The 25387-nt window shown below is 69.1% G+C and carries 23 protein-coding genes and 3 pseudogenes; 12 read left to right on the forward strand and 14 right to left on the reverse strand.

Annotated features, from left to right (window positions below; translation table 11 throughout):
* The first annotated feature begins 44 nt into the window (after positions 1 to 44).
* Positions 45 to 1505, forward strand: a complete 1461-nt coding sequence (gene purF, locus KEC57_RS12190; protein ID WP_229384882.1) for an amidophosphoribosyltransferase — start codon at positions 45 to 47, stop codon at positions 1503 to 1505.
* Between the two features lie 69 nt (positions 1506 to 1574).
* On the opposite strand, the gene KEC57_RS12195 is transcribed toward purF, so the two are convergent.
* Genes KEC57_RS12195 through KEC57_RS12205 form a run of 3 tightly spaced genes read right to left on the reverse strand, consistent with a single transcriptional unit; the run spans position 1575 to position 3630 of the window.
* The gene (locus tag KEC57_RS12195) at positions 1575 to 2048 is read right to left on the reverse strand and encodes a peptidase inhibitor family I36 protein (protein WP_229384883.1); all 474 of its coding nucleotides are present in this window, start codon (positions 2046 to 2048) and stop codon (positions 1575 to 1577) included.
* On the reverse strand, positions 2048 to 3013 hold the full coding sequence (locus tag KEC57_RS12200) for a hypothetical protein (protein WP_229384884.1): 966 nt from the start codon (positions 3011 to 3013) through the stop codon (positions 2048 to 2050). The genes KEC57_RS12195 and KEC57_RS12200 overlap by 1 nt, the downstream gene beginning before the upstream one ends.
* Positions 3010 to 3630 carry an RNA polymerase sigma factor gene (locus KEC57_RS12205; protein ID WP_229384885.1) on the reverse strand — a complete coding sequence of 207 codons (621 nt, stop codon included), beginning with the start codon at positions 3628 to 3630 and terminating at the stop codon, positions 3010 to 3012. The genes KEC57_RS12200 and KEC57_RS12205 overlap by 4 nt, the downstream gene beginning before the upstream one ends.
* A 198-nt stretch (positions 3631 to 3828) precedes the next feature.
* Between KEC57_RS12205 and KEC57_RS12210 the strand changes: the two genes are divergently transcribed.
* Both KEC57_RS12210 and KEC57_RS12215 read left to right on the forward strand, forming a co-directional pair.
* Positions 3829 to 5079 carry an MFS transporter gene (locus KEC57_RS12210; RefSeq protein ID WP_229384886.1) on the forward strand — a complete coding sequence of 417 codons (1251 nt, stop codon included), beginning with the start codon at positions 3829 to 3831 and terminating at the stop codon, positions 5077 to 5079.
* A gap of 96 nt (positions 5080 to 5175) precedes the next feature.
* Positions 5176 to 5553: a TIGR02611 family protein gene (locus KEC57_RS12215; RefSeq protein WP_229384887.1), complete on the forward strand. Its 378-nt coding sequence runs from the start codon at positions 5176 to 5178 to the stop codon at positions 5551 to 5553.
* 145 nt (positions 5554 to 5698) lie between these two features.
* Here KEC57_RS12215 and KEC57_RS12220 read toward each other — a convergent pair whose 3' ends face one another.
* Complete coding sequence (locus KEC57_RS12220; RefSeq protein WP_229384888.1) at positions 5699 to 5896, reverse strand: DUF3073 domain-containing protein; 198 nt, start codon at positions 5894 to 5896, stop codon at positions 5699 to 5701.
* A gap of 155 nt (positions 5897 to 6051) precedes the next feature.
* Between KEC57_RS12220 and KEC57_RS12225 the strand changes: the two genes are divergently transcribed.
* Complete coding sequence (locus KEC57_RS12225) at positions 6052 to 6594, forward strand: universal stress protein (protein WP_229384889.1); 543 nt, start codon at positions 6052 to 6054, stop codon at positions 6592 to 6594.
* Here KEC57_RS12225 and KEC57_RS12230 read toward each other — a convergent pair.
* From KEC57_RS12230 to KEC57_RS12240, 3 genes are all read right to left on the reverse strand, one after another.
* Positions 6591 to 6974, reverse strand: coding sequence for a cupin domain-containing protein (locus KEC57_RS12230; RefSeq protein ID WP_229384890.1), 384 nt, complete (start codon positions 6972 to 6974; stop codon positions 6591 to 6593). The two genes, KEC57_RS12225 and KEC57_RS12230, sit on opposite strands and share 4 nt — an antisense overlap.
* A 181-nt stretch (positions 6975 to 7155) precedes the next feature.
* Positions 7156 to 7764 (reverse strand): PadR family transcriptional regulator, encoded by a 609-nt coding sequence (locus KEC57_RS12235; protein ID WP_229384891.1) that lies wholly within the window; start codon positions 7762 to 7764, stop codon positions 7156 to 7158.
* Positions 7764 to 8645 carry a DUF4097 family beta strand repeat-containing protein gene (locus KEC57_RS12240; protein ID WP_229384892.1) on the reverse strand — a complete coding sequence of 294 codons (882 nt, stop codon included), beginning with the start codon at positions 8643 to 8645 and terminating at the stop codon, positions 7764 to 7766. Before KEC57_RS12240 ends, KEC57_RS12235 begins: the two co-directional genes overlap by 1 nt.
* A gap of 172 nt (positions 8646 to 8817) precedes the next feature.
* On the opposite strand from KEC57_RS12240, the gene KEC57_RS12245 reads away from it, so the two are divergent.
* Positions 8818 to 9603, forward strand: a complete 786-nt coding sequence (locus KEC57_RS12245; protein WP_229384893.1) for a MerR family transcriptional regulator — start codon at positions 8818 to 8820, stop codon at positions 9601 to 9603.
* 77 nt (positions 9604 to 9680) lie between these two features.
* Here KEC57_RS12245 and KEC57_RS12250 read toward each other — a convergent pair whose 3' ends face one another.
* On the reverse strand, positions 9681 to 9845 hold the full coding sequence (locus KEC57_RS12250) for a hypothetical protein (protein WP_229384894.1): 165 nt from the start codon (positions 9843 to 9845) through the stop codon (positions 9681 to 9683).
* A 215-nt stretch (positions 9846 to 10060) separates the two neighbouring features.
* Between KEC57_RS12250 and KEC57_RS12255 the strand changes: the two genes are divergently transcribed.
* The 6 genes and pseudogenes from KEC57_RS12255 to KEC57_RS12280 all read left to right on the forward strand — a co-directional run.
* On the forward strand, positions 10061 to 10948 hold the full coding sequence (locus KEC57_RS12255; RefSeq protein ID WP_229384895.1) for an SDR family oxidoreductase: 888 nt from the start codon (positions 10061 to 10063) through the stop codon (positions 10946 to 10948).
* A gap of 58 nt (positions 10949 to 11006) precedes the next feature.
* Complete coding sequence (locus KEC57_RS12260; RefSeq protein WP_229384896.1) at positions 11007 to 11273, forward strand: DUF7218 family protein; 267 nt, start codon at positions 11007 to 11009, stop codon at positions 11271 to 11273.
* A gap of 45 nt (positions 11274 to 11318) precedes the next feature.
* A complete protein-coding gene (locus KEC57_RS12265) occupies positions 11319 to 12302 on the forward strand; it encodes a DNA topoisomerase IB (protein WP_229384897.1) in 984 nt (327 codons plus the stop codon).
* Positions 12303 to 12311: 9 nt separating this feature from the next.
* Positions 12312 to 12725, forward strand: a complete 414-nt coding sequence (locus KEC57_RS12270) for a fluoride efflux transporter FluC (RefSeq protein WP_229384898.1) — start codon at positions 12312 to 12314, stop codon at positions 12723 to 12725.
* The gene (locus KEC57_RS12275; protein WP_229384899.1) at positions 12722 to 13111 is read left to right on the forward strand and encodes a fluoride efflux transporter FluC; all 390 of its coding nucleotides are present in this window, start codon (positions 12722 to 12724) and stop codon (positions 13109 to 13111) included. The genes KEC57_RS12270 and KEC57_RS12275 overlap by 4 nt, the downstream gene beginning before the upstream one ends.
* Positions 13112 to 13229: 118 nt before the next feature.
* Positions 13230 to 16352, forward strand: a pseudogene (locus KEC57_RS12280) (efflux RND transporter permease subunit); the annotation flags it as partial.
* Positions 16353 to 17123: 771 nt separating this feature from the next.
* Here the strand turns inward: KEC57_RS12280 and KEC57_RS19180 are convergent.
* From KEC57_RS19180 to KEC57_RS19185, 4 genes and pseudogenes are all read right to left on the reverse strand, one after another.
* Positions 17124 to 17222, reverse strand: a pseudogene (locus tag KEC57_RS19180) (hypothetical protein); the annotation flags it as partial.
* Between the two features lie 125 nt (positions 17223 to 17347).
* Positions 17348 to 18433 (reverse strand): DUF998 domain-containing protein, encoded by a 1086-nt coding sequence (locus KEC57_RS12285; RefSeq protein ID WP_229384900.1) that lies wholly within the window; start codon positions 18431 to 18433, stop codon positions 17348 to 17350.
* A gap of 87 nt (positions 18434 to 18520) precedes the next feature.
* Positions 18521 to 19150, reverse strand: a complete 630-nt coding sequence (locus tag KEC57_RS12290) for an antibiotic biosynthesis monooxygenase (protein ID WP_372457036.1) — start codon at positions 19148 to 19150, stop codon at positions 18521 to 18523.
* Between the two features lie 143 nt (positions 19151 to 19293).
* Positions 19294 to 19899: pseudogene (locus KEC57_RS19185) on the reverse strand (DUF998 domain-containing protein); the annotation flags it as partial.
* Between the two features lie 472 nt (positions 19900 to 20371).
* On the opposite strand from KEC57_RS19185, the gene KEC57_RS12295 reads away from it, so the two are divergent.
* Entirely contained in the window at positions 20372 to 22729 is a 2358-nt protein-coding gene (locus tag KEC57_RS12295) for a DEAD/DEAH box helicase (RefSeq protein WP_229384902.1), read from the forward strand.
* 110 nt (positions 22730 to 22839) lie between these two features.
* Here KEC57_RS12295 and KEC57_RS12300 read toward each other — a convergent pair whose 3' ends face one another.
* Positions 22840 to 24114 (reverse strand): glycosyltransferase, encoded by a 1275-nt coding sequence (locus KEC57_RS12300; RefSeq protein ID WP_229384903.1) that lies wholly within the window; start codon positions 24112 to 24114, stop codon positions 22840 to 22842.
* 69 nt (positions 24115 to 24183) lie between these two features.
* Positions 24184 to 25272 carry an Rv2578c family radical SAM protein gene (locus tag KEC57_RS12305; protein ID WP_229384904.1) on the reverse strand — a complete coding sequence of 363 codons (1089 nt, stop codon included), beginning with the start codon at positions 25270 to 25272 and terminating at the stop codon, positions 24184 to 24186.
* Positions 25273 to 25387: the final 115 nt, after the last annotated feature.

Below are 25387 nucleotides of genomic sequence, written 5' to 3' on the forward strand. Positions count from 1 at the left end.
CCGCCGATCAGCGTCTCTCATCTAATACGGAGCAGCAGACACCCATGTGCGGAATCGTCGGGATGGTGGGCCGTGAGTCCGTCAACCAGGAGATCTACGACTCCCTCCTCCTCCTGCAGCACCGGGGTCAGGACTCGACCGGCATCGCGACAGCCGAACGCAACGGCGTCGTCCACATGGCCAAGGCCAAGGGACAGGTGCGCGAGGCATTCCGCACCCGCGACATGCGCGCGCTGCTGGGAAACCTCGGCCTCGGCCATGTGAGGTACGCCACCAAGGGCACCGCCTCGAACGAGGAGGAAGCCCAGCCGTTCTACGTGAACGCGCCGTACGGCATCGTCCTCGTCCACAACGGAAACCTCACCAATACGCGTGAGCTCACCGAGGAGCTCTTCCACAAGGACCGCCGTCACCTCAACACGTCGTCCGACACCGAGCTGCTCGTGAACGTCCTCGCGAACGAGCTGCAGTCCTCGATCTCGGGCCTCGAACTCGACCCCGAGCAGGTGTTCCAGGCAGTGACCCGCGTGCACGAGCGCGTCGAGGGGTCGTACGCGACCATCGCGCTGATCGCCGGCTACGGGCTGCTCGCCTTCCGTGACCCGTTCGGCATCCGTCCCCTCATCCTCGGCACCCGCAAGAACGACGACGGCCACTACGAGTGGGTCGTGACGAGCGAGTCGCTCGTTCTCGAGAACGGCGAGTTCGAGGTCGTGCGCGACGTCGATCCGGGCGAGGCGGTGTTCATCGACCTCGAAGGCAACCTGCACACCAAGCAGTGCGCGGCAGACCCGAAGCTCGTGCCGTGCTCGTTCGAGTACGTCTACCTCGCCCGCCCCGACTCGGTCATGAACGGCATCGCCGTCTACGAGGCGCGGCTTCGCATGGGCGACCGCCTGGCCGACACGATCGCGAGGTACACGCCGACCGACGCGATCGACGTCGTCATGCCGATCCCCGACTCGTCGCGCCCCGCAGCGATGCAGGTGGCGCGCAAGCTGGGTGTGGAGTACCGCGAGGGCTTCTACAAGAACCGCTACGTCGGCCGCACGTTCATCATGCCGGGGCATGCGGTGCGCAAGAAGAGCGTGCGCCAGAAGCTCAATGCGATGTCGAGCGAGTTCAAGGGCAAGAACGTGCTGCTCATCGACGACTCGATCGTGCGCGGGACGACCTCGAAAGAGATCATCCAGATGGCTCGGGATGCCGGAGCCAAGAGCGTGACGTTCGCCTCGGCGGCTCCTCCCGTGCGCTACCCGCACGTCTACGGCATCAACATGCCGTCCCGCCACGAACTGGTCGCGCACGGCCGCACGATCCCCGAGATCGCCGAGGAGCTGGGCGCCGACTTCGTCGTGTACCAGGAGGTCGAAGACCTGAAGGCCGCGATCCTCGAGGGCTCCGACGTCGACGACCTCGACATGAGCTGCTTCGACGGCCGCTACGTGACCGGCACCGTCACCGACGAGTACCTCGCCTGGGTCGAAGGCTCGCAAGAGAGCTGAAGCGCGCCCACCGCCCCGGCCACCGCAGGCGTGGGCGGCCACGAGGATTGCGTCCTGCGCGCTGCCCGGTCAGGAGCAGCTGAGCGTGTCCGTGCCGGCGGTGACCGAGGTGCGACCGGTGTTCGGGGCCAGAGTCGCCTTCAGCACCGCGCCGTCGTAGGCGCGCACGGTGCCCGAGGTGCGCGAGTTCGCGAGCGAGCGGACGGTGCCGAGGGCGGTGACGGAGTTGCCGCTCGTGCACGCGGTGAACTGCAGGCGGCTTCCCGTGTACGACGTGCCGGAGTAGGCGCAGAAGGAGCCGCTCGGGCAGCCGCCCACCGCCTGGGCGACGATCCCCCCGACGGCGATGGTCAGGATCACGGCGCCGTCGTCCCACGAGACTTCGTTCGCACCGGTCTGGACGCCGCCGTGCACGGCGATGACGGCATCCACGCGATCCTGCAGCGGGTCGGCGAGGGTGGCGGCCGACGCCGGTGCGGCCGAGAGCAGCAGGGCGCCGACCGCGGCGGTCGCGGCCAGAAGGGCGAGGGGCGTGCGGATCATCAGGTTCTTCCTTCCCAGGCGTAATACGAGACCACCGCGGGAGAGGGGATGTCGGTGCGATCGTCGCCCACGTACACCGTCTCCATCGCGAGGATGTGCCCGCTCGGGCTGATGAGGACGCGATCGACGAGGTCGACATCGCTGGGCGGGGTCTCGAACACGTAGGCCTCGCGGCCCAGCCTGTCGGTCGTCGTGCCCGCCAGCTCGAGATCCAGCGTGGCGAGCACGTCGAGCACGGCGGCCTCTTCTGCGGGGCTCAGCACCTGCTCCATCAGGAGCACGTTCACCAGAGAGAGCCATTCGTTCGGTGAGGTCTCGTCCGCGAAGCCGATGTCGCGCATGACCTGTGCCAGCTCCGCGCCGTCCTCCGGGATCGGGGAGGGGTACATGTAATAGTGCTCGCCGGCCTTCTCGTCCGCGCGCCAGAGCTCAGTTCCGGGCGCGGGCAGGGTCGGGTCCACGACGGGATCGCCCTGCGTGTCGTACGGTGTTCCGGCCGTCACGACCTGGGACCACGAGCCGTCGGGGTAGCGGGTGATCGCGTTGTTCTCGGGGGCGACGTACGGCGGGAGCACCTCTTCACCGTCCTCACCGACCGTCGTGACGAGCCCCCAGGTCTGCACGTCGATGTGCTGGGGCTGATCGGGAGAAGCATCGGGGGCGGACGCGTCGGACGCCCGCAGCTCCTCGCTCATCGAGGCGAGCAGGCTCGCGGCATCCGTGGTCTCTGTCTGCGAGATCTCGAGCATCGGCGGCGTGGCGGCGAACGAGGGAGCGGGGGTCATCACGAGTGAGACGGTCACGGCGATGATCGCGACGGATGCAGCAGCCGCCGTCGCGAGGATCGACCACGCAGGCGGGCGGAAGCGGCTGCCGCGGCGAGCGGCGCGGACGTCGGCGCGCATCTGCGCGACGACGAGGTCCTCGATCGCGTCTGCGCGGGGCATGGGGCGGCGGTCGCTCATCCGAGGTCCTCCGCAAGCTGGGGGTCGTGATGCGCCAGCGCGGCGCGCAGCCGCTTCTTCGCACGGGACAGCCGCGTGCTCACGGTCGAGGGCGACAGCCCCAGCGCTTCGGCCGCCGCGCTCGGCGTCATCTCCTCGACGAGGCACAGCAGGATCACGCTGGCGTCGGTGGCGCTGGCCGAACGGATCACCGCCTCGAGATCGTGGGTGAGAGTCGACCGGTCGACGTTCCTTGCGACCTCCTCGGCATGGTCGGCGACATCGTTCGGGCGAGGCAGGCGTGCCAGCAGGTGCGCGTAACGGCGCTGCCCCCGCAGTTGGTTCTTCGCGGCGAACGTGGTCACCTTGATCAGCCACGGCACCACGGAACCGTCCACGACGCGTACCGCGTCGCGCTTGCGCCACAATTCCAGCAGCGCAGCCCCGACGGCATCTTCGGCGTCGAAAGGATTGCGTGTCATCGACAGCGCGACGGCATACATCTTCTTCTCGTGCCGTCGGATGAGCGTCCGGAGGGCGCCCTCGTCGTTCTCGCGGACGCGATCGAGCAGCGTCTCGTCGGAATCGCCGGATGCGGTCGGGGCGACCGCATCGTCGGATTCTGGCGGGGTGGGCACCAGGGCATCATATGCACCACGACGCGGGCATCCGTCATCGCGCCCCAATCCCGGCGAGCAGTTGGCGGGCGTCGCGATCACAGAGAGAAATGTCCGGCACGCGCCGATCCGTCACAGTCCGATGCGTCGCCCGCCGCCCGGACGACGACCATGGATGCCGCCGGGCTGCGGCATTCATGGCGCGTCTAGGCTGGGAGAGTGACCTCCTCTTCCGCCCGTCCGCTGTGGCGGGGGAGGGCACTCGCCCTCGTCGGCATCGTGCTGTTCGCCTTCTCACTGCGCTCCGCGGTGGCGTCGCTCTCACCGTTGTTCGACCACATCTCGGCCGACTTCGACCTGCCGGCCGCCGTGATCGGTCTCATCGGCACCGCGCCGCCGGTCTGCTACGCGGTGTTCGGGCTCCTGACACCCGCGCTGGAACGGCGTTTCGGGCTCGAGCGGCTCGCCGTCGCCGCGATGATCGTCGTGACGCTCGGCCTCATCGCGCGCAGTCTCGCACCGAATTCCGGCCTGCTCCTCGCCGGGACGGCGCTCGTCTTCGCCGCGGTCGGGGTGGGCAACATCCTGCTTCCGCCGCTCGTCAAGCGGTACTTCCCCGATCGCATCGGGCTGATGACCACGGTCTTCTCCACCACGATGGCGGCCGCGACGTTCGTGCCGCCGCTGCTCGCCGTGCCCGTGGCGGACGCATCGGACTGGCACGTGTCGCTCGGCCTGTGGGCAGTCTTCGCCTTGGTGGCGATGATCCCCTGGATCGGGCTCGCCGTCCGTCGTGCATCGGCGGACCGGCTCGCCAGCCTCTCGGGCGACGATGATGACATCGAGCAGACGAGCCCGCGCGCGTTCGGGCGCATGTGGCGCCTGCCGATCGCCTGGGCGCTGCTCGTCGGGTTCGCGGTGTCGAGCACTCTCGCCTACACCTCGTTCGCGTGGCTGCCGAAGATCCTCGTCGACATCGCGGGGGTCACTCCTGCCGTCGCCGGAGTTCTGCTGGCGCTCTTCGGATTCATGGGGCTTCCCGCATCCCTGGCCGTCCCGCTGCTGGTCACGCGGTGGAACGCGACCCGTGTGCTGTTCGCCGTGGCGGTCGTCACGGGCCTCACAGGCATCGCCGGTCTGCTGTTCGCGCCGTCCGCGGCGCCGTGGCTGTGGGTCGCGCTGCTCGGGCTCGCGCCGCTGCTGTTCCCGCTGGTGCTCGTGCTGCTCGGCTTGCGCACGCGCACGCATGAGGGGGCGGTGGCGCTCAGCGGATTCGTGCAGAGCGGCGGCTACGCGATCGCCGCGCTCTTCCCTGTCGGCATCGGCCTGCTCCACGACGCCACCGACTCGTGGACGGTTCCGCTGATCGTGCTCGGCTGCGTCGTGGCAGCCGCCATTCCGGTCGGGGTCATCGCGGCGCGCCCGCATACCGTCGAGGACGACTGGGAGCAGCGCCACGGCGCCTGGTGAGGCGCCTGCGCAGTCGTCTCGCTTCGCGCGCGTCACCCTCGAGGCGATGCGCGAATCTCCCAGGAACTTCGCGATATATCGTGTTAGCTTCGCGGCATGACGACCGAGACCACCCCGCTCGAGCGCTCGATTCGCACCGAGGTCGCCGCCGGTGAGCAGCCGAACCGGCCGATCAGGCGGATGCTGCGCCGCATCCGCGGGTGGATCGACACGCACCCGAGACTGAACCTCGCCTATCGCATCGGGGTCGGCACGATCGGCGGGATCCTCGCCGCGGGCGGTCTGCTGCTCGTCCCGCTTCCGGGACCCGGGTGGCTGATCGTGTTCCTCGGCCTCGCCGTGCTCGGAACCGAATTCCACTGGGCTCGCCGGACCTCGGCATGGCTCAAGCGGCAGCTCGAGCGATTCTGGGCCTGGTGGCGCGCTCGTCGCGCGCTTCGACAGGCACGGCGAGCGGCGGGCCAGGCTCAGTGACCGGAGACCTCCGATAGGCGTGCCCGAGTCGCCGGGTCGATCGACCGGGTCCTCGAACTCATGAGCCGGGCGTCCCCTCGGGAACCGGTGAGCAGCGCTCGACGGTATTCAGCCCGCGGCTACTGCCAAGGGCAACGCGGTGAAGTCAGGCCTGCGACGACGAGACGGGCGAAGTCTCGTCCTCGTCCTCGTCCTTGTAGTCGTCCGCCCACTTGTCGACATACGCGTCTTCTTCGGGATGCCCGAGCTCGCGCTGGAGCGATCCGAAGTTGACGCTGTGCACGTCGTACTTGAGTTCGCGGGCGATCTTGGTGTGCTTCGCCTTTTGACGGCCACGCCCCATGCGAGACCCCCTCATTTGTGAGTCGCGGGCATCTATGTACCCGCCGCAACGACGCCGGCTCCGGGGCCGGTAAGAGTAGCATTCAGGATAACACGGAGCTCCCGGCCATCGGCTGCCGGCGGCGCTCCGAGACGTGCTCGGGAGGAGCGAAACCCATGGTGGACGAGGCATCCGAGGCCGCTCCGACGGCTCCGAGCGACGAGGCGCTGCATGGCGCGGTCATCGTGGGGGTCATCCCCGATCAGTCTTCGCGCGTGCTCAAAGAGGCGGCGCGCTACGCGAAGCTGTTCGATGCACCGCTTCTGGTCGTGCACGTCGACGTGACGCGGTTCGTCACGTACGAGGACCCCGACGGGTATGTGCACTCCGCCCCCATCGACATCAACATCGCGGCGGGCGAGGGCGAGCTGGCCAAGGTGACGGATGCCGCGGCATCCGTCCTCGACACGTTCGACGTCTCGTGGAGCGTCCGTCAGCTGGTCGGTGACCCCGCGATGGCGATCAAGCATCTCGCAGACCAGCTCGACGCTCGGCTGCTCGTCGTCGGCACGCGCAAGCGGGGGCTCGGCGAATCGATCCGCGAGTTCTTCACGGGTTCGGTCGGGGCACGACTCGCGCACCGCCAGCACCGACCGATCCTGATCGTGCCGCTCGGTGAGCCCGTCGCGGACGACGAGGAGATCTGGCCCGCCTCCTAGCCGGTCCCTGGATTCTCGGCTTCGGCCGCCCGTGCCCAGTCCGTCGCGCCGTACCAGTCGACGACCACGACCGGCTCATCGCCCACCACCCACGCATCGTGGCCCTCGGGCAGACTCGTGACGTCGCCGGGTCCCGCGATGAACTCCGTGCCGTCGTCCATGCGGATGCCGAGTCGACCTTGGACGTGGTACTGGAAATGGGGTGCCAGGCAGGAGTCCGTCCCGGCGATCGGTTTGACGTCGTTCGACCAGCGCCAGCCCGGCTCCAGGACGAGACGTCCGATGGAGCTGTCTCCCACGTTGAGGATCTCCGCCCTTCCGTGCGTGAAGGTGCGTACCTCCGTCGGCTCGGCGAAGGTCTCGTGTTCTACGGTCTGCATGGTGTCCTCCTCGACTGTCCTGCGACCGTCTGCCAGCTGGTAGACGCCCTCATTCTCTCCCTGATGTCGGCTGGGCGGAATGCGTCCTCGCCGCAGGGATCGATCCGCGCTCGACCGCCCGCGCCCAGGAGCGGCCGAAGCCGCCGTCTCGTGCAGAGACGGCGGCTTCGTTCTGCCGGATTCAGCCGCGCAGAATCCGCGTGACGTCCTTGGCGATGCGGTCGAGATCCGCCGTCAGGTCGTCGACGAATGCCGCCGTGAGTTCGCCGCCGCGGGCGACGTGGGTGCGAAGATCGCTGCGCACGCGAGCACGGAACTCGTTCACCGATGCGTCGGCGCGCTGCAGCTGCTCGCGCGCGAAGACACGCGGGTCGTCGGTCTGCGGACCCTGCTTCGCCTGGGTGCGCGCTTCGGCGCTCGCCGCGGCGAGATCGGCACGCAGGCTCTTCATCGCCTCACGGACGCTGCCGCGCACCTCGTCGGCGATCAGGCGCACCGAGTCGGCGAGGCCGGCCTCGATGCCCTCGAGTTCGCCCGAACGGGCCTCGACCTCGGCGTGCCCGGCCTCGGTGATGGCATAGACGGTCTTGCGTCCATCGACGGATTTGGTGACGAGGCCCTCCTCTTCGAGCTTCGCCAGGCGCGGATAGATGGTGCCGGCGCTCGGCGTGTAGGTACCGCCGGTGCGGTCCGACAGGGCCTGCATGATGTCGTATCCATGGCGCGGCCCCTCGTCGAGAAGGTTCAGCAGGTACAGGCGCAGGTCGCCGTGCGAGAAGACGGGGCTCATCACCATTCCCCCTCGTCGGCGCTGGAGTCCTCGGTGGCGGCGGGTGCGGCATCGGTCGAGTGCGGAGCCGTACGCCGAAGCACCGTGACGTCGCCCGAGACGGTGTTGGCGCGCACGTCGGCGAAGCTGCCGCTCAGCTCGCCGACCGAACCGACGAAGTTCGTGGTGGGGCCGGCGCCGTTGCCCGAGCGCACGAGGCCGTCGACCTGCACTCGGCCGCTGATGCTGCGGATCGCGTAGTTCGCGGGGAATCCCTCGTCGAGGCGCACCGTGGCGTTGCCGCTCACGGTGTTGAGGCTCACCGAGTTGAGGTCGCCGGTGGAATCGACGAGCATGGCGCCCGACACGGTTTCGATGCTCGCTTTGCGCAGCGCGCCGGTGGCGGCCACGTCGCCCGAGACGCTGCTGGCGTTGAGCGCGCCGTCCAGGCCCCGCACGTTCACGTCGCCCGAGACGGCGTTGACGGTGAGGTCTCCGGTGAGTCCGTCGACGATGATGTCGCCCGACACGGTGTTCAGGCGCGTGTTGTCGTGCAGGCCCGCCACCAGCGCGCTCGCGCTGACGACGCCGAGGTTGAGAGCCACCGAGCGAGGGACGGCGACGCTGATCTCGGCACGGGGGCCGCCGGCGCCGAAGTTGCGGAACACTTCGAGGAAGTTGTCCCAGCGCAGCTGCGGGTGGTCGATCTCGACGGCATCGCCGGTGACCTCGATGCGGAGATCCTTGACGGTGACGCCGTGCACTTCGATGCGTGCGCCCGGCTCATCGTGGGCGATGACGTCGATCTGGCCTCCGACGAGACCGACTTTGAGCGAGCGCACCGTCTCGATGTCGATGACGCGCGTCTCGCCCGGATGGATGATCCACTTCTCCAGGGTCATTTCGTTCTCCAAAGTGATGTGCGGGTACGCGATATATCGCGTGTTCGATGCTAACACGATATATCGCGAGTCGTCTACTCTCCGTGGGATGAGCGACTCAAAGCGCAGTTGACATTGACGCGACGTCAAGCTTTAGCGTGGAGATCACGACGCCGAGAATCGAGGAGGGCACATGGACGAGGACCGCGAGTGGGCGATCCAGCAGATCGCGAAGCTGGCCGGCACGACGAGCCGGACCCTCCGCCACTACGACGACATCGGGCTGCTCGCCCCCACCCGCATCGGCCGCAACGGCTACCGCCACTACGACGAGACCGCGCTCGTGCGGCTGCAGCGCATTCTGCTCCTGCGCGATCTCGGACTCGGACTGCCGCAGATCGCCGAGGTGCTCACTCGAGGCGAGGGCGAGGCGCACGCGCTCGAGACCCATCTCGCGTGGCTGCGGCAGGAGCAGAACCGACTGGCGCGACAGATCGCATCGGTCCAGACCACCATCGACGCACTGAGAGGAGGTGAACGACTGATGGCAGAGAACATGTTCGACGGCTTCGACCACACCCGGTACCGGGACGAGGTCGAACAGCGCTGGGGCAAGAAGGCCTACGCCGACAGCGACCGCTGGTGGCGCTCGATGAGTGCCGACGAGAAGGCGACGTGGCAGCAACGGGTGTCGGATCTCGGTCGTGACTGGATCGCGGCCGCCGAGAGCGGCATCGCGCCCGCAAGCGCCGAGGCCCAGGCTCTCGCCGAGCGCCACGTGCAGTGGTTGACCGGCATCCCCGGCACGCCCGCAGCGGCCGGAGCCGGAGGCGACGTGAAGGCCTACGTCATCGGCCTCGGCGAGATGTACGTGGCCGATCCCCGCTTCGGTGCCAACTACGCCACGAGCGCAGGGGGCACTGCGGGGGCCGAGTTCGTGCGCGACGCGCTCCGCATCTACGCGGACGCGAACCTGTAGTCGCTCCACGAGAATGACGGATGCCGCGGCGCGGTCACGGGGACCGGGCCGCGGCATCCGCTATCCGGGGTGGCGGGTCAGGTGCTCCGACCGCCGCTGATGACGCGGAACAGGAAGGCGATGAGCGCGATCACTCCGACGATGAGCGCCACCCACAGCAGCCAGCTCAGCGCGGAGTTGAGACCGCCGACGATCGCGAGCACGATCGCGACGACGATGATGATGATCAGGGCGAGGTTCATTTGGAGGTTCTCCTTCTCCTTGTCGATGCGCGGGGTAGCGCACCGGATGCCTCGTGGGCACATCTCGACACTTCCACTCGCCCGGCGACGGACGTAGGGGGTTGACGCGGTTCCGGAGGCGGTGCTACTGGCCTGAATACGGACGGCGATTAGTCGCGATGGCCGGGCATGTCAAGCCCCGTGAACGCGAGCCGGCGCGGTCGTAGCGTCGCGTCATGACGACTTCGGCGCCGACAGATCCGACCGAGAAGCACCACTCCGGAGGCTTTCCCGCCCAGGAGCAGGAGCAGCCCGGCCTGACAGACGAGACACGTCCCACACCCGATCATGGCGAGCGCTCATACCGCGGTTCCCGGCGGTTGAGCGACCGGCGAGCCCTCGTGACGGGTGGGGATTCCGGCATCGGCCGCGCGGTTGCGATCGCGTTCGCCCGGGAGGGCGCCGACGTCGCGCTGACGCATCTGCCCGAGGAGCAGGACGACGCCGACGAGACGGCGCGCTGGGTGACGGAAGCCGGTCCGAAGGCTCTGGCTCTCGCGGGCGATCTCCAGGACGAGGACTTCTGCGCCGAGATCGTCGAGCGCACCGTCGCCGAACTCGGCGGATTGGATGTGCTCGTCCTCAACGCGGCCTACCAGAAGGACCGTGACGGCCTCGAGTCGCTCGAGACCGCGGAGATCGATCGCGTGTTCCGCACCAACCTCTATGCGCCGATGTTCACCGCGCGGGCCGCGATCCCGCACCTGAAGCCCGGCTCGTCGATCATCGTGACGACGTCGATCCAGGCGTTCAACCCGTCGCCGGCACTGATCGACTACGCGATGACAAAGGCCGCTCATGTCGCCTTCGTCAAGGCGCTCGCCGAAGAGCTCGGGCCACGCGGCATCCGCGTGAACGGCGTGGCCCCGGGCCCGATCTGGACCCCGCTCATCCCTGCGACGGGGTGGGATGCCGAGAGGCTCGCCACCTTCGGCACCGACACTCCGCTCGGGCGAGCGGGCCAGCCGGCCGAGCTCGCCGGGGCATACGTCTACCTCGCCAGTGAGGATGCCTCGTACACCTCGGGCGCGATCCTGCCGGTCACCGGCGGCAAGCCGCTCTGAGAACCGGACAGCAGGTGACGTCCGCGCCGATCGCGGACGATGACGAAGGGAGCAGCACATGCCGAAGGGACGCGGATCCGCACTCAAGGATCGCGAACTGTACGAAGAGCTCCGCGACGATGGGGCCTCGAAGGAGAAGGCGGCGCGCATCTCGAACGCTGCGGCGAGTCAGGGCCGCGGGACCGTCGGACGCCGCGGCGCGACCGCGAAGGATCTCGACGACCGCACCGTTCCCGAGCTGCGCACACGTGCCAAGGAGCTGGGGATCACGGGATACTCGGGGAAGAAGAAGGCCGAGCTCATCTCGATGATCCGCAACCACTGAGTCGCGGCCTCGAACACTCGGCGACCGGACAGAGGGGGGTGACGGATGCCGCGACTCGCGCGCGTTCGTCCCCTCGATGATCCCGGCATCCGCCGGGTGCGCGCGGGTACGGGGTTTCGGTACCTCGACGCGAAAGGGCGCTCGCCCTCGCAGCGACACCTCGATCGCATCCACGCGCTCGTGATCCCGCCCGCGTGGGAGGGCGTCTGGATCAGCGAACGATCCGACGGTCACATCCAGGCGGTGGGGACCGACGACGCCGGGCGCCGGCAGTACATCTACCATCCGGACTGGACGTCCGGCCGCGACCGGGGCAAGTTCGCACGGACGCTCGCTCTCGCCGACGCCCTGCCGCGCGCCCGGGGCAGGGCCACGACATCGCTGCGCCGAGAAGCGCTCGATCGCGAGCGCGTGCTGGCGGTGTCGTTCCGGCTTCTGGACCAGGCGGCGCCCCGGATCGGCTCCGAGCGCTACCTCGCGGCGCACGGCAGCAGGGGTCTCACCACGCTGCAGCGACGGAACGCCTCGGTCGAGGCATCCGTCGTCTCGCTCGCCTTTCCGGGCAAGAGCGGCAAGCGGCAGCTGCTCGAGATCGACGACGCCGACCTCGCCGCCGCGGTCGCGCTGCTCGCAGCCGGAAGGCCAAAGTCGGCGCTGCTGGCGTGGGAGCGAGGCCGGAGGCGGGTGCCCCTCACTCCGGCGGAGGTGAACGCGTACGTGCGTGCGCTCACGGGAGGCTCCTTCACTGCCAAGGACTTCCGGACGCTGCGCGGCACCATCCTCGCGGCCGAGGCGCTGGCCCGCATCGGCACGGTCGACACGAAGGTCGACCGCAAGCGGGCGGAGGCGCTGGCGGTGCGCGCGACCGCCGAGGGACTGGGCAACACGCCCGCCGTCGCCCGAGGCTCGTACATCGATCCCCGCGTGTTCACGCGCTACCGCGAGGGGCACCTGCTCGATCTGTCGGTCTCGCCCGAGTCAGCGATCCGCGCGCTGCTGCGTCCCGGCCGTGGCCGCCCTCGCGAGTAGCGTGGAAGGGTGGCCCACCCCGTCGACGCGCGCACCCTCGGGTATGTCGTGGTCGGCGGCGTCGTGGGAGTCCTCGCGCGGGCGGCGCTGCTCGCCCCGATCGCCGACCCGGCGGCCGTGCCGTGGGTCACCCTGGCGATCAACGCCGTCGGATCGCTGCTGCTCGGCGTGGTCGTCGGCTGGCTCGATGACAGGCGTCCCCACGCCCGTGCGTTCCTCGGTACGGGCGTCCTGGGCGGCTTCACCACCTACAGCGCCTTCGCGGTCGAGACGGCGCTGTGGGTCACCACGCCTGCCCTCGCGGGCCTGCTGGCCGCGGCATCCGTCATCGCCGGCGTCGCGGGCGCGATCGTCGGACTCTTCGCCGGACGCCGGATCGCCGACCGGCCCGGCCGGATCGAGGCGCCGGAGGACGCCGAGTGAGGGCGTGGCTGCTGTTGGTCGTCGCCGTCTCGGGTGGCCTGGGCGCGGGGCTCCGATACGTCGCCGATCGCCTGCTGACGCCGGCCGGCGGCGGGCGCTTCCCCCTCGGCATCCTCATCGTCAACGTGTCGGGCTCGTTCGCGCTCGGGGTGCTGACGGGCCTGGGCACCGCGGTGATGCCCGAGATCGCGCTCGCGCTGGGGCTGGGCCTGCTCGGCGGGTACACGACCTTCAGCACGGTCTCGGTCGAATCCGTGCTGCTCGCACAGCGGGGGCGGTGGAGGGATGCCGCGCTCAACCTGTTCGGCACGCTCGCGCTCGCCGTCCTGGGCGCCGGTCTCGGCATCGTGCTCGGCGCGGGGATCGCCACGGCGCTCGCTCTCTGAATCGCGACTCTGCCCGCGGCGGATCGCGGCGGAACGCCGTGAAATACTGAAACCCGATACGTTCCCGTATCCATCGCGCGCCTGCGCGCGGTCTGAACCCATTCCAGCGAAGGCATCCGTGTCGAACCTCGCCATTCTGAGTCTCAAGAACCGCGCTCTCATCGCGCTCGTCACGATCGTGGCCGCCATCTTCGGCGGGCTCGCACTCGTGAATCTCAAGCAGGAGCTCATCCCCTCGATCGAGTTCCCGGCGCTCATCGTCGTCTCGACGTACCCGGGTGCGTCCCCCGAGGTGGTGAACAACGACGTCTCGACACCCATCGAGACCGCCATCCAGGGCGTCGCCGGGCTCGAGTCGAGCACCGCGACGAGCACCACCAACGCCTCGATCGTGCAGGCGTCCTTCACCTACGGCACCGACCTCGCCACCGCCGAGCAGAAGATGACGCAGGCGATCAACCGCATCCAGAGTCAGCTTCCCGAGGGTGTGCAGCCGACCGTCATCTCGGCGAGCATCGATGACTTCCCCGTCATTCAGGTGGCCGTGACCGGCTACGACGACGAGGCGACCATCCAGGCGCAGCTCGAGGGATCCGTCATCCCCGATCTCGAGGATGTCGACGGCGTCAACGCCGCAGAGATCGTCGGCGGCGTGGGGCAGCGCGTCACGATCACGCCGGATCCGGCGAAGCTGGCGGAGACGGGCTACACGCAGCAGGCGATCCGTGACGCGCTGGATCAGAACGGCGTGCTGTTCCCGGGCGGCGAGATCACCGAGGACGGCGCGACGCTCACGGTGCAGACGGGCGCCAAGGTGACATCGGTCGATGAGATCGGGTCGCTGCCGCTCGTGCCCTCCGAGGCCGAGCAGTTCGGTGAGGGGCTCGTGACCATCGCGGACGTCGCCGCCGTCGCGCAGGAGGCGGACCCCGTCACGACGATCTCGCGCGTCAACGGCGAGCCCGCGCTCACGATCGCTGTGACGAAGCTTCCGTCGGCCAACACCGTCGACGTGTCGCGTGGCGTGCTCGCGCTCCTTCCCGACATGGAGGAATCGCTCGACGGCGCCGAGTTCACCGTCGTGTTCGACCAGGCCCCGTACATCCAGGAGTCGATCGACACGCTCGCGAAGGAGGGACTGCTCGGCCTCGTCTTCGCGGTGCTGGTGATCTTCGTCTTCCTGCTGTCGGTGCGCTCGACGCTCGTCGCGGCGATCTCGATCCCGACCAGCGTGCTGATCACGTTCATCGGCATCCAGGCCTTCGGGTACTCGCTCAACATCCTGACCCTCGGAGCTCTGACGATCGCGATCGGTCGAGTCGTCGACGACTCCATCGTCGTGATCGAGAACATCAAACGGCACTACGTCGGCGACGCCGACAAGAAGACCTCGATCCTGCTGGCCGTGCGCGAGGTCGCATCCGCGATCACGGCGTCGACGATCACCACCGTCGCGGTGTTCCTGCCGATCGCATTCGTGGGCGATGTCACGGGCGAGCTGTTCCGTCCGTTCGCGCTGACCGTGACGATCGCGATGACGGCCTCGCTGTTCGTCGCGCTCACGATCGTGCCCGTGCTCGCGTATTGGTTCATGCGTCCGGGCAAGCCGATCCTCGACGCCGACGGCGTGCAGATCGATCCGGAGGATCCGGATGCCCCGCCCAGCCGGCTGCAGAAGAGCTATCTGCCGATCCTGCGGTGGACCCTCAAGCACTCGTGGGTCACGCTGGGCCTCGCGCTCCTCGTGCTCGCAGGCACCGTCGCCGCCGCGCCGTACATGAAGACCAACTTCCTCGGCGACTCCGGACAGAACACGTTCACGATGACGCAGGACATCGGGCCCGCCCCGAGCCTCGAGGCCGAGGGGGAGGCCGCCGCGCAGGTCGAGGAGGTCCTCCTCGACATCGAGGGCATCGAAACGGTGCAGGTGTCGATCGGTTCGAGCGGCTCGGCGCTGCGCGACGCCTTCTCGGGGGGCGGCAGCGGCATCACCTATTCGATCACCACCGATCCCGGCGTCGACCAGGTCGCCCTTCGCGAAGAGGTGCAGGACGCGGTCGCGGACCTCGATGCCGGTGAGATCACGGTCGCAGCGTCCGGCGGCGGCTTCGGCTCGAGCGACATCGCGATCGACGTCACCGCCCCCGACTCCGAGACGCTGCAGACGGCGACGGATGCCGTGATCGCCGCGGTCGACGGACAGGACGGCGTGGGACAGGTGTCGAGCAACCTCTCGGCATCTCTCCCGTACATCGCGGTGACCGTCGATCGGGACGCCGCTGCCGAACTCGGCCTGTCGGAGGTGGCCGTCGGCGCCCTCGTGTCGAGCACGATGCAGCCGCAGTCGATCGGCTCGGTCGAGATCGACGACACGTCGCTCACGGTGTACCTGGCAGCCTCGGAGACGCCCGCCTCCCTCGATGAGCTGCGGCAGATGACCGTGCCGAGCGCGGCGGGTCCGATTCCGCTCGAACAGGTCGCGACCGTCGAAGAGAGCGAAGGACCGACCTCGATCACGACCGAGGGCGGTCAGCGGACCGCCACGGTGACCGTCACGCCCTCTACCGACGACCTCGCCACAGCATCGGCGTCGGTGACGCTCGCGCTCGAGGACGCGGATCTTCCGCCCGCGGCCGGCGCCTCGCTCGGCGGTGTGCTGACCCAGCAGCAGGATGCGTTCTCGCAGCTCGGCCTCGCACTGCTCGCGGCGATCCTGATCGTCTACATCGTGATGGTCGCGACGTTCAAGTCGCTGCGTCAGCCGCTGCTGCTGCTCGTGTCGGTGCCCTTCGCGGCCACCGGCGCGATCCTGCTGCAGATCATCACCGGTGTGCCGCTCGGCGTCGCATCGCTCATCGGCGTGCTGATGCTCATCGGCATCGTCGTGACGAACGCGATCGTGCTCGTCGACCTCGTGAACCAGTACCGGACGAAGGGGCTGTCGGCCCACGACGCCACTGTCGCCGGCGGTTCGCGACGTCTTCGCCCGATCCTCATGACGGCGCTCGCCACGATCTTCGCGCTGACGCCGATGGCGATGGGAATCACGGGTCAGGGCGGGTTCATCTCGCAGCCGCTCGCGATCGTCGTGATCGGCGGTCTGGTGTCGTCGACGGTGCTGACGCTGCTCGTGCTGCCGACGCTGTACAACCTCGTCGAGGGGGCGAAGGAGCGCCGCCAGGCGCGCCGCCGCGGCAAGGACGGCGACGGAGTCGTCGAGGGCGAGGCTGCTCCCGAGCCCGGCGACGACGATTCGACGACGGATGCCGAGCTCGCGCTCGTGGGAGCACCGGCGGGTGCCGCGGCCACGGCCGCTGCTGCCGCCGCCGGCTTCGAGACGCGCCGCAGCCGCCGCAGCAACGGCGTGGGCGGAGCGACAGCGCTCGCCGCTGTGGCGGTGCCGGTCGTCGAGGAAGGACCCGACATCGAGGTCGCCGAAGACGCCCCGGCCGTCGCCGGAGCCGTCACGGCGGTGGCCGAGGAGCCCGCAGCCGACACGGAGGCGGGCGCGGAGAACGAGCAGGAGGGCGCCGAATCGCTCACGGGCGACGAGCCTGCGACGGGTGCCGCTGCTGAACTCGCCGAGAGCGAGGGTGACGACGCTGAGGCTGAGGCTGGCGATCGGGGCGAGCTTGCGGATGAGGCATCTGCGCCGGAGCCGGAGTTCGCGTCGGACGAGGCCGCGCCGGAGTTCGCGTCGGACGAGGCCGCACCGGAGTTCGCGTCGGACGAGGCCGCGCCGGACGATGCGGAACAGGCGGCGGAAGCCGAGCCGGAGTCGGACGCCGAGCCGGCGCCGGACACCGCGACCGATGCCGACGTCGCGGACGAGCACGATGCCTCCGCCACGGAATCCGATGAACGCACTGTTGAGGAATCCGGCGAAGCCGACGGAGCCGAGGCGGATCGCGAGGACTCCCACGCGGACGAGCCCGCAGCAGACTCGGTCGAAAGCGAGCACGGCACCGAGGAGAACGGCACCGTCGAGACCGGCACCGAGGAGCACGGCACCGTCGAGAACGGCACCGAGGAGCACGGCACCGTCGAGAACGGCACCGTCGAGACCGGCACCGAGGAGCACGGCACCGTCGAGAACGACACCGACGAACACGGCATCCCGCTCGACGACAGCGAACCGCGCGACGGGTCAGCGGACGAGCACGACTCGTCGGACGACCGCTCGTAGCGAGGTGCCGCGACCCTCGCAATGCGGAGGTCGCGGCATCCGCTCGCTCGTCAGTTCCGCTGACCGGCGACGCCGAGGAAGCGGATGAAGACCGCGATCCAGCCGAAGATCAGCGCGAACACGATGATCTCGAACGCCGTGAGCGAGAAGTAGCCGATCGCGGGGATGAACAGCACGACCGACGCGACCATCGCGCCCAGGAACGCCCACGACGACACGAAGTAGGTCCGGGGCATCCCGGCGAGGAACTTCGGCCCGCCGATCAGCAGCACCAGGAACATCGCCGCCATGCCGGATGCCGAGAGGTTGTGCAGCGCGAGATTCACATCGACGGGGAAGACGCCGACGCACGCGAGCATGATCCCCATCACCGCGAAGAGCACTGGGACGATGCGCGGCCCGCGGGGGTTTCCGAGCACACCCGCCTCGGCGAGGGCCCGCATGTCGTTGGCGATGTAGACGGCGAAGGTCGTCACCAGCAGGCCGGCGGCGATCAGGGTGCCGTTGAACACCCAGCTCGACAGGTCTTCCTCGAAGGTGCCGAGGTGGCTGAAGTGGATCGTCCACCATTTCGGATCGGGCGTCGTGACCATCGCCGTCAGTGTGCCGATCGCGATGAACGCGAGCAGCAGCGACGACATGCGCTGCGTGGTCATCGACGAGACCGAGAGGAACACGATCCAGGTCGTGAGGCCGAGGGTCACCGACATCAGCACCACGGCCCAGAACGTGACGATCGGCAGTCCGATGAAGCCCATCGCAAGCACCCGGTACAGCGCGTACACCGCGACGAAGGCGAGCGCCGCGTGCACGACGACCACAGAGACCGCGTTGACGATGAACTTCCACGGCGGCAACGTGAGACGCCACTCCTGCCCGGGACGATAGCGGGCACGCCAGTACTCGATCGACGAGACGACCGCTGCGACCACGGCCGCGCCGCACGCGGCCCACACCGCGAACGAGTCCGCCTCGCCGGCCAGCTGCAGATCCGGCGCGAACAGGCCGACCAGCAGGCCGTAGATCGCGCCGATCACGCCGGCGATCAGAGCGGAATAGACCGCTTCGGACTCCGCCCGGCGACCGGGCGTCGGGGCTGCGGAATCCGGCAGCGACGAGGAATTCACGGTGCGCACAACGTCAGATTACGACTGCGACCCAGCGCCACGGGTGATCGGCGCGTCAAGATTCGGTGACGGATGCCGTACCGCCGCCGATCCGGCTCAGGTGCCGCGCTGCAACCAGGGCCGCAGCATCCGGGTCACCCACGGAAGGACGGCATACGTCATCACCGGTGTCAACAGCACCGTCGCCAGCAGCACGCGCGCGATCAGCGGCCACTCGCCGAAGCCGGGGACGAACCCGAGAAGCCACGATGCGAGGAGGTTCGTGGGGAAGAAGCCGAGCCAGATCGTGACCGCCTGCTTCCATCGGGGCGGCGCGAGCGGGATGGGCTGGTGGACGGGGCCGGTCCGCGGGGCGGACGCATCGCCGGAGTGTCGTGGCTCGACATGGGACGCGAGCGGTGCATCGAACCAGCCCTCGATGCCGGTCCGACGTTCGCTTCGCACCTCGCGAGCGAAGGCGCGCCCTGAATCCAGCCACCATTCGCGCTGCGGTGACTGCTCCCAATCCTCGAGCGTCGGGATGTCGCCGAAGCGGTAGAGCATGTACCAGAGGTCGCTCCCTTCGCCGGCGCGGACCCAGCCCGAGCCGAGGAAGCCCGGAAAGCCGGACGCGAGGTCGGTGCCCGCCTGCATCCAACTCGTGGCCTCAGCGGTACGGGATGGGTCGACGCGTCGTTCGATCGCGACGGTGACGGGACGGGCCGCGGGTTCTGCCATGACATCCATTCTCGGTCGCCGTCGGCGTGCGTCGCCGTGTCTCTCGTCGGAATCCGAACGTCGACCGGCCGCCGCGTGGCGAGGGCGCGGGGCAGGGCCGTCAGCCAGATGCCCATCGAGACGAAGGCCACGAACTCGAAGAGGGCGAGCGTGATGAGCCCCGAGGCCAGCACGACCATTCCTGTGGCGAGCAGGGCGACGCACAGCGCAGTAGCCCGCCGGAACCGGCGCGTGCGGCCGGGGATGGTGAGAGCGATCACCACCACCGCGAGGAACGACAGGCCGAGCCCGGTCGCCGCGATGTCGTGCAGTTCGACGCTCACCGAGAGGGGAATGAGGCCGATCACGGTCAGGTGGGTCCCGGCAGACGCGACCGCGGTGCGGAACGCGCGAGAGGTGCGCCGCCCTGTCCCCGCGGGCAGTGCGAGGCCCACGAAGACGCCATACACGGCAAGGAAGAAGCCGGCGAAGAGCATCGTCGAATTGAAGACCCTGCTCGAGGCATCTCCGAAGGTTCCCAGCTGCGAGAAGTGGAGATGCCACCAGTTCGGGTCGGTCGTCGTCACAATCGAGACCAGCACCCCGATCGGCAGAGACACGACCGCGATCCGGTTGATACGGTGCACGGAGGCGGCGCGGTCGATGAAGACCGCGACGGCGACGGGCGCGGGCGCGACGATTTCCCAGGCCGGCGCGCGACCTCGCGTTGCCGCAACATCGGTTGCGACGGGTGCGTCGGAGAGGGTCGTGGGAGGCATGCGACTCACGATCGGTTCTATACGTGGCGAGCCACCGGAGTCGGGCCGTCCCCCAAGTCGGGCCCCACGCCGGGACCCGCCGTTCGACAACAAATCCCCAGTTCAGCGGCGAGCCGCTCAGTGACACAGTAACCCGCCATCAGGCCACTACGCTCCCCGGATGTCGTTCCGGGGCCGTGGGAGCGGTTTCGTGCGCCATTCTGGAGAGGGTTGCGAGGCCGTCCGACGCGCTCAGCGGGCGTGCAGGCGGACCAGGTAGGCTGGTGCGGTCGGCTCTGGACACCGCGCGTCGCGCGGATGGGTTTGTGAAGTCCAAGGGGCCGATGGTCTAGGCGCATCCGTCTTGACGACCATCACATCGAATGGCCCCCGGCCGACGAACAGTCCGGGTTACTCCCACCGCACGCAGCGGTGTCGCACGCGTGCGACCGGGGAGTGCTGTTTCGCGAGAACAACCCAGAAGGACACCCCCATGCCCAAGAACAAGAAGCCCGCCGGCGGCCGTCCGGCGAAGAACTTCGAGCCGCGCTACGGAGCGAAGACGAGCTACCAGGACCGCAAGCGCCGTCCGGGTGAGTCATCGACCGGCCAGGTCGGCAGCCGCAGCGCCGGTCACCGGGGCCATCGCCCCGGCGAGACGACGGATGCCGCGCCGAAGCGCCGCTGGAACGCGCAGGAGCGCGCGGGTCGCGATGAGGCCCGCGGCATCCGTACGCATTCCCGCGACGAGCGTCCGGCTCGCTCGTTCGATGATCGTCCGCGTCGCGACGACCGCCCCGCGCGCTCGTACGATGACCGCCCCGCGCGTTCGTACGATGACCGTCCGGCGCGTTCTTATGGCGACCGCCCCGCTCGTTCGAACGATGACCGTTCGGCGCGTTCGTACGGCGACCGCCCCGCGCGTTCGTACGATGACCGTCCCGCCCGCTCGAACGGCGATCGTCCGGCGCGTTCGTTCGATGGCCCTCGTCGCGATGACCGTTCGGCGCGTTCCTATGGCGACCGCCCCGCGCGCTCGTACGATGACCGTCCCGCCCGCTCGAACGGCGATCGTCCGGCGCGTTCGTTCGATGGCCCTCGTCGCGATGACCGCCCCCGCGGCGCGCACCTCGATCGAGTCGATCGCAACGACCGACGCTCGTTCGGCGACGCCCGTCCCTCGTTCCGCCCCGACGACCGTCCGCGTCGCGATGACCGTCCGGCGCGTTCGCAGGGCGACCGCCCGGCGCGTTCGTACGAGGACCGTCCGCGTCGCGATGACCGTCCGGCTCGTCCGCAGGGCGACCGTCCGGCTCGTTCCTACTCCGACCGCCCGGCGCGTTCGTACGAGGACCGTCCGCGTCGCGATGACCGTCCGGCCCGTTCGTACGACGACCGTCCGGCGCGTTCGCAGGGCGACCGTCCGGCGCGTTCGTCCGCTGACCGTCCGGCCCGTTCGTACGAGGACCGTCCCCGCCGCGAAGGCACCGCGAACCGTTCCGACTCGGCCCACGCGCCCGGAGGCTCCGCGCAGCGCGCCAGCGACGCGTGGACCAGGCACCGGGAGAATGCCCCCGTTCGCACCGCGGCGCACGAGGCCCACGTGGACGTCGTCCACGATCGCCTGCAGGCGGAGGCGGTCCAAGCCGAGGCCGTCGCGGAGACGTCCTTCGCCGACCTGGGCTTCGGAGAGAACATCGTCCGCGCTCTGGTCGACCTCGGTGCCTCCGCACCCTTCCCGATCCAGGCGGCGACCATCCCGCCGATCCTCGAGGGCAAGGACGTGCTCGCCCGCGGCCGCACCGGCTCCGGCAAGACGATCGCGTTCGGCGCCCCTCTGGTCGAGAGCGTGCTGCGCTCGCAGGCAGGCCAGCGCCGTGAGTTCGGCCGTTCGCCCAAGGCGCTGATCATGGCTCCGACGCGCGAGCTCGCGCTGCAGATCGATCGCACGATCCAGCCGATCGCCCGCAGTGTCGGCCTGTTCACCACCCAGATCTACGGCGGAGTGCCCCAGGGCCGCCAGGTCGGCGCGCTCAGGAAGGGCGTCGACATCATCATCGGCACCCCCGGTCGCATCGAGGACCTGGTCAACCAAGGCAAGCTCGACCTCTCCGACATCCGCATCGCCGTCCTCGACGAGGGCGACCACATGTGCGAGCTCGGCTTCCTCGAGCCGGTGCAGCGGATCCTCCGTCACACCGCGGAAGGCAGCCAGAAGCTGCTGTTCTCCGCGACCCTCGACCGCGAGGTCGCGGCACTGGTCGACGAGTTCCTCGTCGAGCCGGCTGTCTACGAGGTCGCCGGTGAAGATCAGGACTCCGGAACCATCGAGCACCGCGTGCTCGTGATCGAGCACCGCGACAAGGCCGAGATCCTCGACTCGCTCGTCGACCGCGAGGGCAAGACGCTCGTCTTCGCTCGCACCCGTGCGTACGCCGAGATGCTGGCCGAGCAGTTCGACGACCGCGGCATCCACGCGGTCGCCCTCCATGGCGACCTGAACCAGGCCAAGCGCACGCGCAACCTGGAGAAGCTCACGTCGGGTCGAGTGCAGGTCCTGGTCGCGACGGATGTCGCCGCCCGAGGCATCCACGTCGATGACATCGATCTGGTGATCCAGGCCGACGCGCCCGACGAGTACAAGACGTACCTGCACCGTTCGGGCCGTACCGGCCGGGCCGGCCGCTCGGGCACCGTGGTGACGCTCATCACGCGTCAGCGCAAGCGTCGCATGACCGAGCTGCTCGATCGCGCCGAGATCCACGCGCCCTTCGAAGACGTCGCCGTCGGCGACGACGTGATCGAGGAGCTCGCCGGCCGTGTGCCGACCAACTCGGAGATCACCGCCTGATCGCCGCGAACAGCGAACAGCGAACAGCGAACAGTGCCGCGCCGGCCCTTTCGAGGGTCGGCGCGTCTCGCGTCCGGGCAGTGATCCTCGCGCCGTGACGTGCCGAACGATCAGCGCCCGACGCCGACGAGGTCCTCGACCAGCTCGGCCGCGCGCGCCGCACCGCCCAGCGGCCGCAGCTCTGCGGCGACACTTGTCGCGGCATCCCTGAACGACGGCTCGGACACGACCCGATCGAAGCCCGCCGCGACCTGCGCGGACGTCGGGGTTCCGGTGCGCAGGTTCACCCCCGCGCCGCTCCACGCGACGCGCGCGGCGATCTCGGGCTTGTCGAGGTCGCCCCCGGCGATGACCAGGGGAATGCCGTGGCTCAGGGCAGCGAGGGTGCCGCCCCAGCCGCCGTTGGTGATCATCACGTCGACGCGCGGGAGCAGCTGTTCGTACGGCAGGAAGCCGGCGACGCGCACATTGCCGGCCACCCGGAACGGGAGGGCGTCGTGGCCCGGGATGCCGGTGGCCACGACCACGAGCACGTCGCGATCGGCGAGGGCCTCGAGGGTCGGGCGGAAGAGATCCGACGGATCGATGTTCTGCGTGCCCTGCGTGACGTGCACCACGGTGCGCCCGTCGAGGTCGCGCCACCAGTCCGGCAGCGGCCCGGGCGCGGCGGCTGCAGGGGTGAGCCGTCCGACGAAGTGCAGATGGTCCGGCCGATCGGAGCGGTCGTAGTCCAGGATCGGTGAGCCCGTTGCGATGACCAGTTCCTTAGAGAAGACGATCTTCTCGAAGGTGAGCTTGGTGGGGGGAAGGCCGACGGCCGCTCGCGCTCGTGCCATCGGCCCGAGAATCGGCCGGGAGATCAGCGGCACCGCAGACCTCAGTACGGCATCGCGGGCCTTCGTGAACGGATTTCGCCCGGGAAGCAGGCCCATTCCACTCGGCGGCCCCTGGGTTCCCGCGAGATTGAGCGGCAGCACCGCCAGCGTGGCGTGACGCGTCGGCTGGAGCTCCTGGAAGAGCACCGCGCCCACCGACACCTCGTCGCCCATCACGACGTCCCACGGATCCCGTGCGAACTCGTCCCGCAGATCGGCGACCTGTGCCGGGGCGGTGTCGATGAAGACATCCTGCACGTTGATCAGCAGCTGGGAGAGGCCCTTCTTGCCGATCAGCCGAGGGAAGGTCGCCGACAGGTCGTTCTCGTCGAAGTCGGGCGCCGCCTGCCAGGGCACGAAGCGCGCACCGGATGCCGCGACCCTCTCCGCGAATGCACCGCCGGTGTAGAAGCGCACGTCGTGCCCACGCGCAACCAGTTCGGCCGCCACGGTGAGCGTCGGCGTGACGTGGCCGGTGAACGGCATTGCCGAGACGAGGATGCGCGCCATGCAGTCATTGTGGCGTGCCAGGGCGCTGCTGATACACGGGGCGCTCGATCCGGCAGCACTCTGTCCCGCTCAGAACAGCCGATCGGCGGTGGCTCGGGGAGCGCCTGCCGGCGCGGTCCGTGTCGCCGACGCTGCGGCTGCCCGACCGCGTGAAGTGACCGCGAGACCGGCGACGGGAGCGCCCCGTGGGTCGTCGTCCTCGGCGCGCCCGTCGAGCCCGTGCACCCGCAGGAGTGGCCGCACGCGCTTGGCGAGCCACGAGCGATAGGCCTTCGGAGCCGTGGCGGAGGCCCCCGGATACAGTCCGCGATACGACGAGACCAGCTCAGGATGCTGCTGCTCGAGCCATTGCAGGAACCACTGCTTGGCCCCGGGTCGCAGATGGAGCGCACCGTAGACGACGCGCACCGCGCCGGCCTCTTTGATCCGCGTCAGTGCGTGGTCGATGGCTGCGATCGAGTCCGTGAGGTGCGGAATGATCGGCATCAGGAAGACGGTGACACGGAATCCCGCCTCGGTCGCCGCCCGGACCGTCTCGAGTCGCGCGGTCGCGTTCGGGGTGCCGGGCTCGATGAGGTGCTGGAGCTGGTCGTCGAACACCGCGATCGACATGGCGAGGGTCACGTGCACGTTCGCCGCGGCATCGGTCAGCAGGGGAAGATCTCGCCGCAGCAGCGTGCCCTTGGTGAGGATGGAGAACGGCGTGCCCGACTCGGTCAGCGCCGAGACGATGCCGGGCATCAGCTTGTAGCGACCCTCGGCGCGCTGGTACGGATCGGTGTTCGTGCCGAGCATCACCGGCTCGTGCGCCCAGGTTCCCCGCCGGAGCTCCTTCTCGAGCACCTCGGCGACATTGATCTTGACGACGACCTGCGTATCGAAGTCCCGTCCCGCATCGAGCTCGAGGTATTCGTGCGTGCCGCGGGCGAAACAATATACACACGCGTGACTGCAGCCGCGATACGGGTTGACGGTCCAGTCGAACGGCATCGCCGACGCACTCGGCACGTGGTTGAGCGCAGACTTGCAGAGCACCTCGTGGAACGTCACCCCGGCGAACTCGGGCGTCGTCACCGAGCGCACGAGACCGTTGAGGTGTTCGAGGCCAGGCAGGGCCGCGGCATCCGCCACGCCCAGCTCTTGTCCTTGCCACCGCATGCTTCCATGAGAACAGACGTTCGAGCGTGAGTCAACAGCGCCGCGCCGACAATAGAACATCAGACAGGATGGATGCCACGGCCTCGCTTTCACCGCTGCTTCCGGGTGACAATGG

Source organism: Microbacterium allomyrinae (assembly GCF_020682705.1).
Classification (GTDB): Bacteria; Actinomycetota; Actinomycetes; order Actinomycetales; family Microbacteriaceae; genus Microbacterium; species Microbacterium allomyrinae.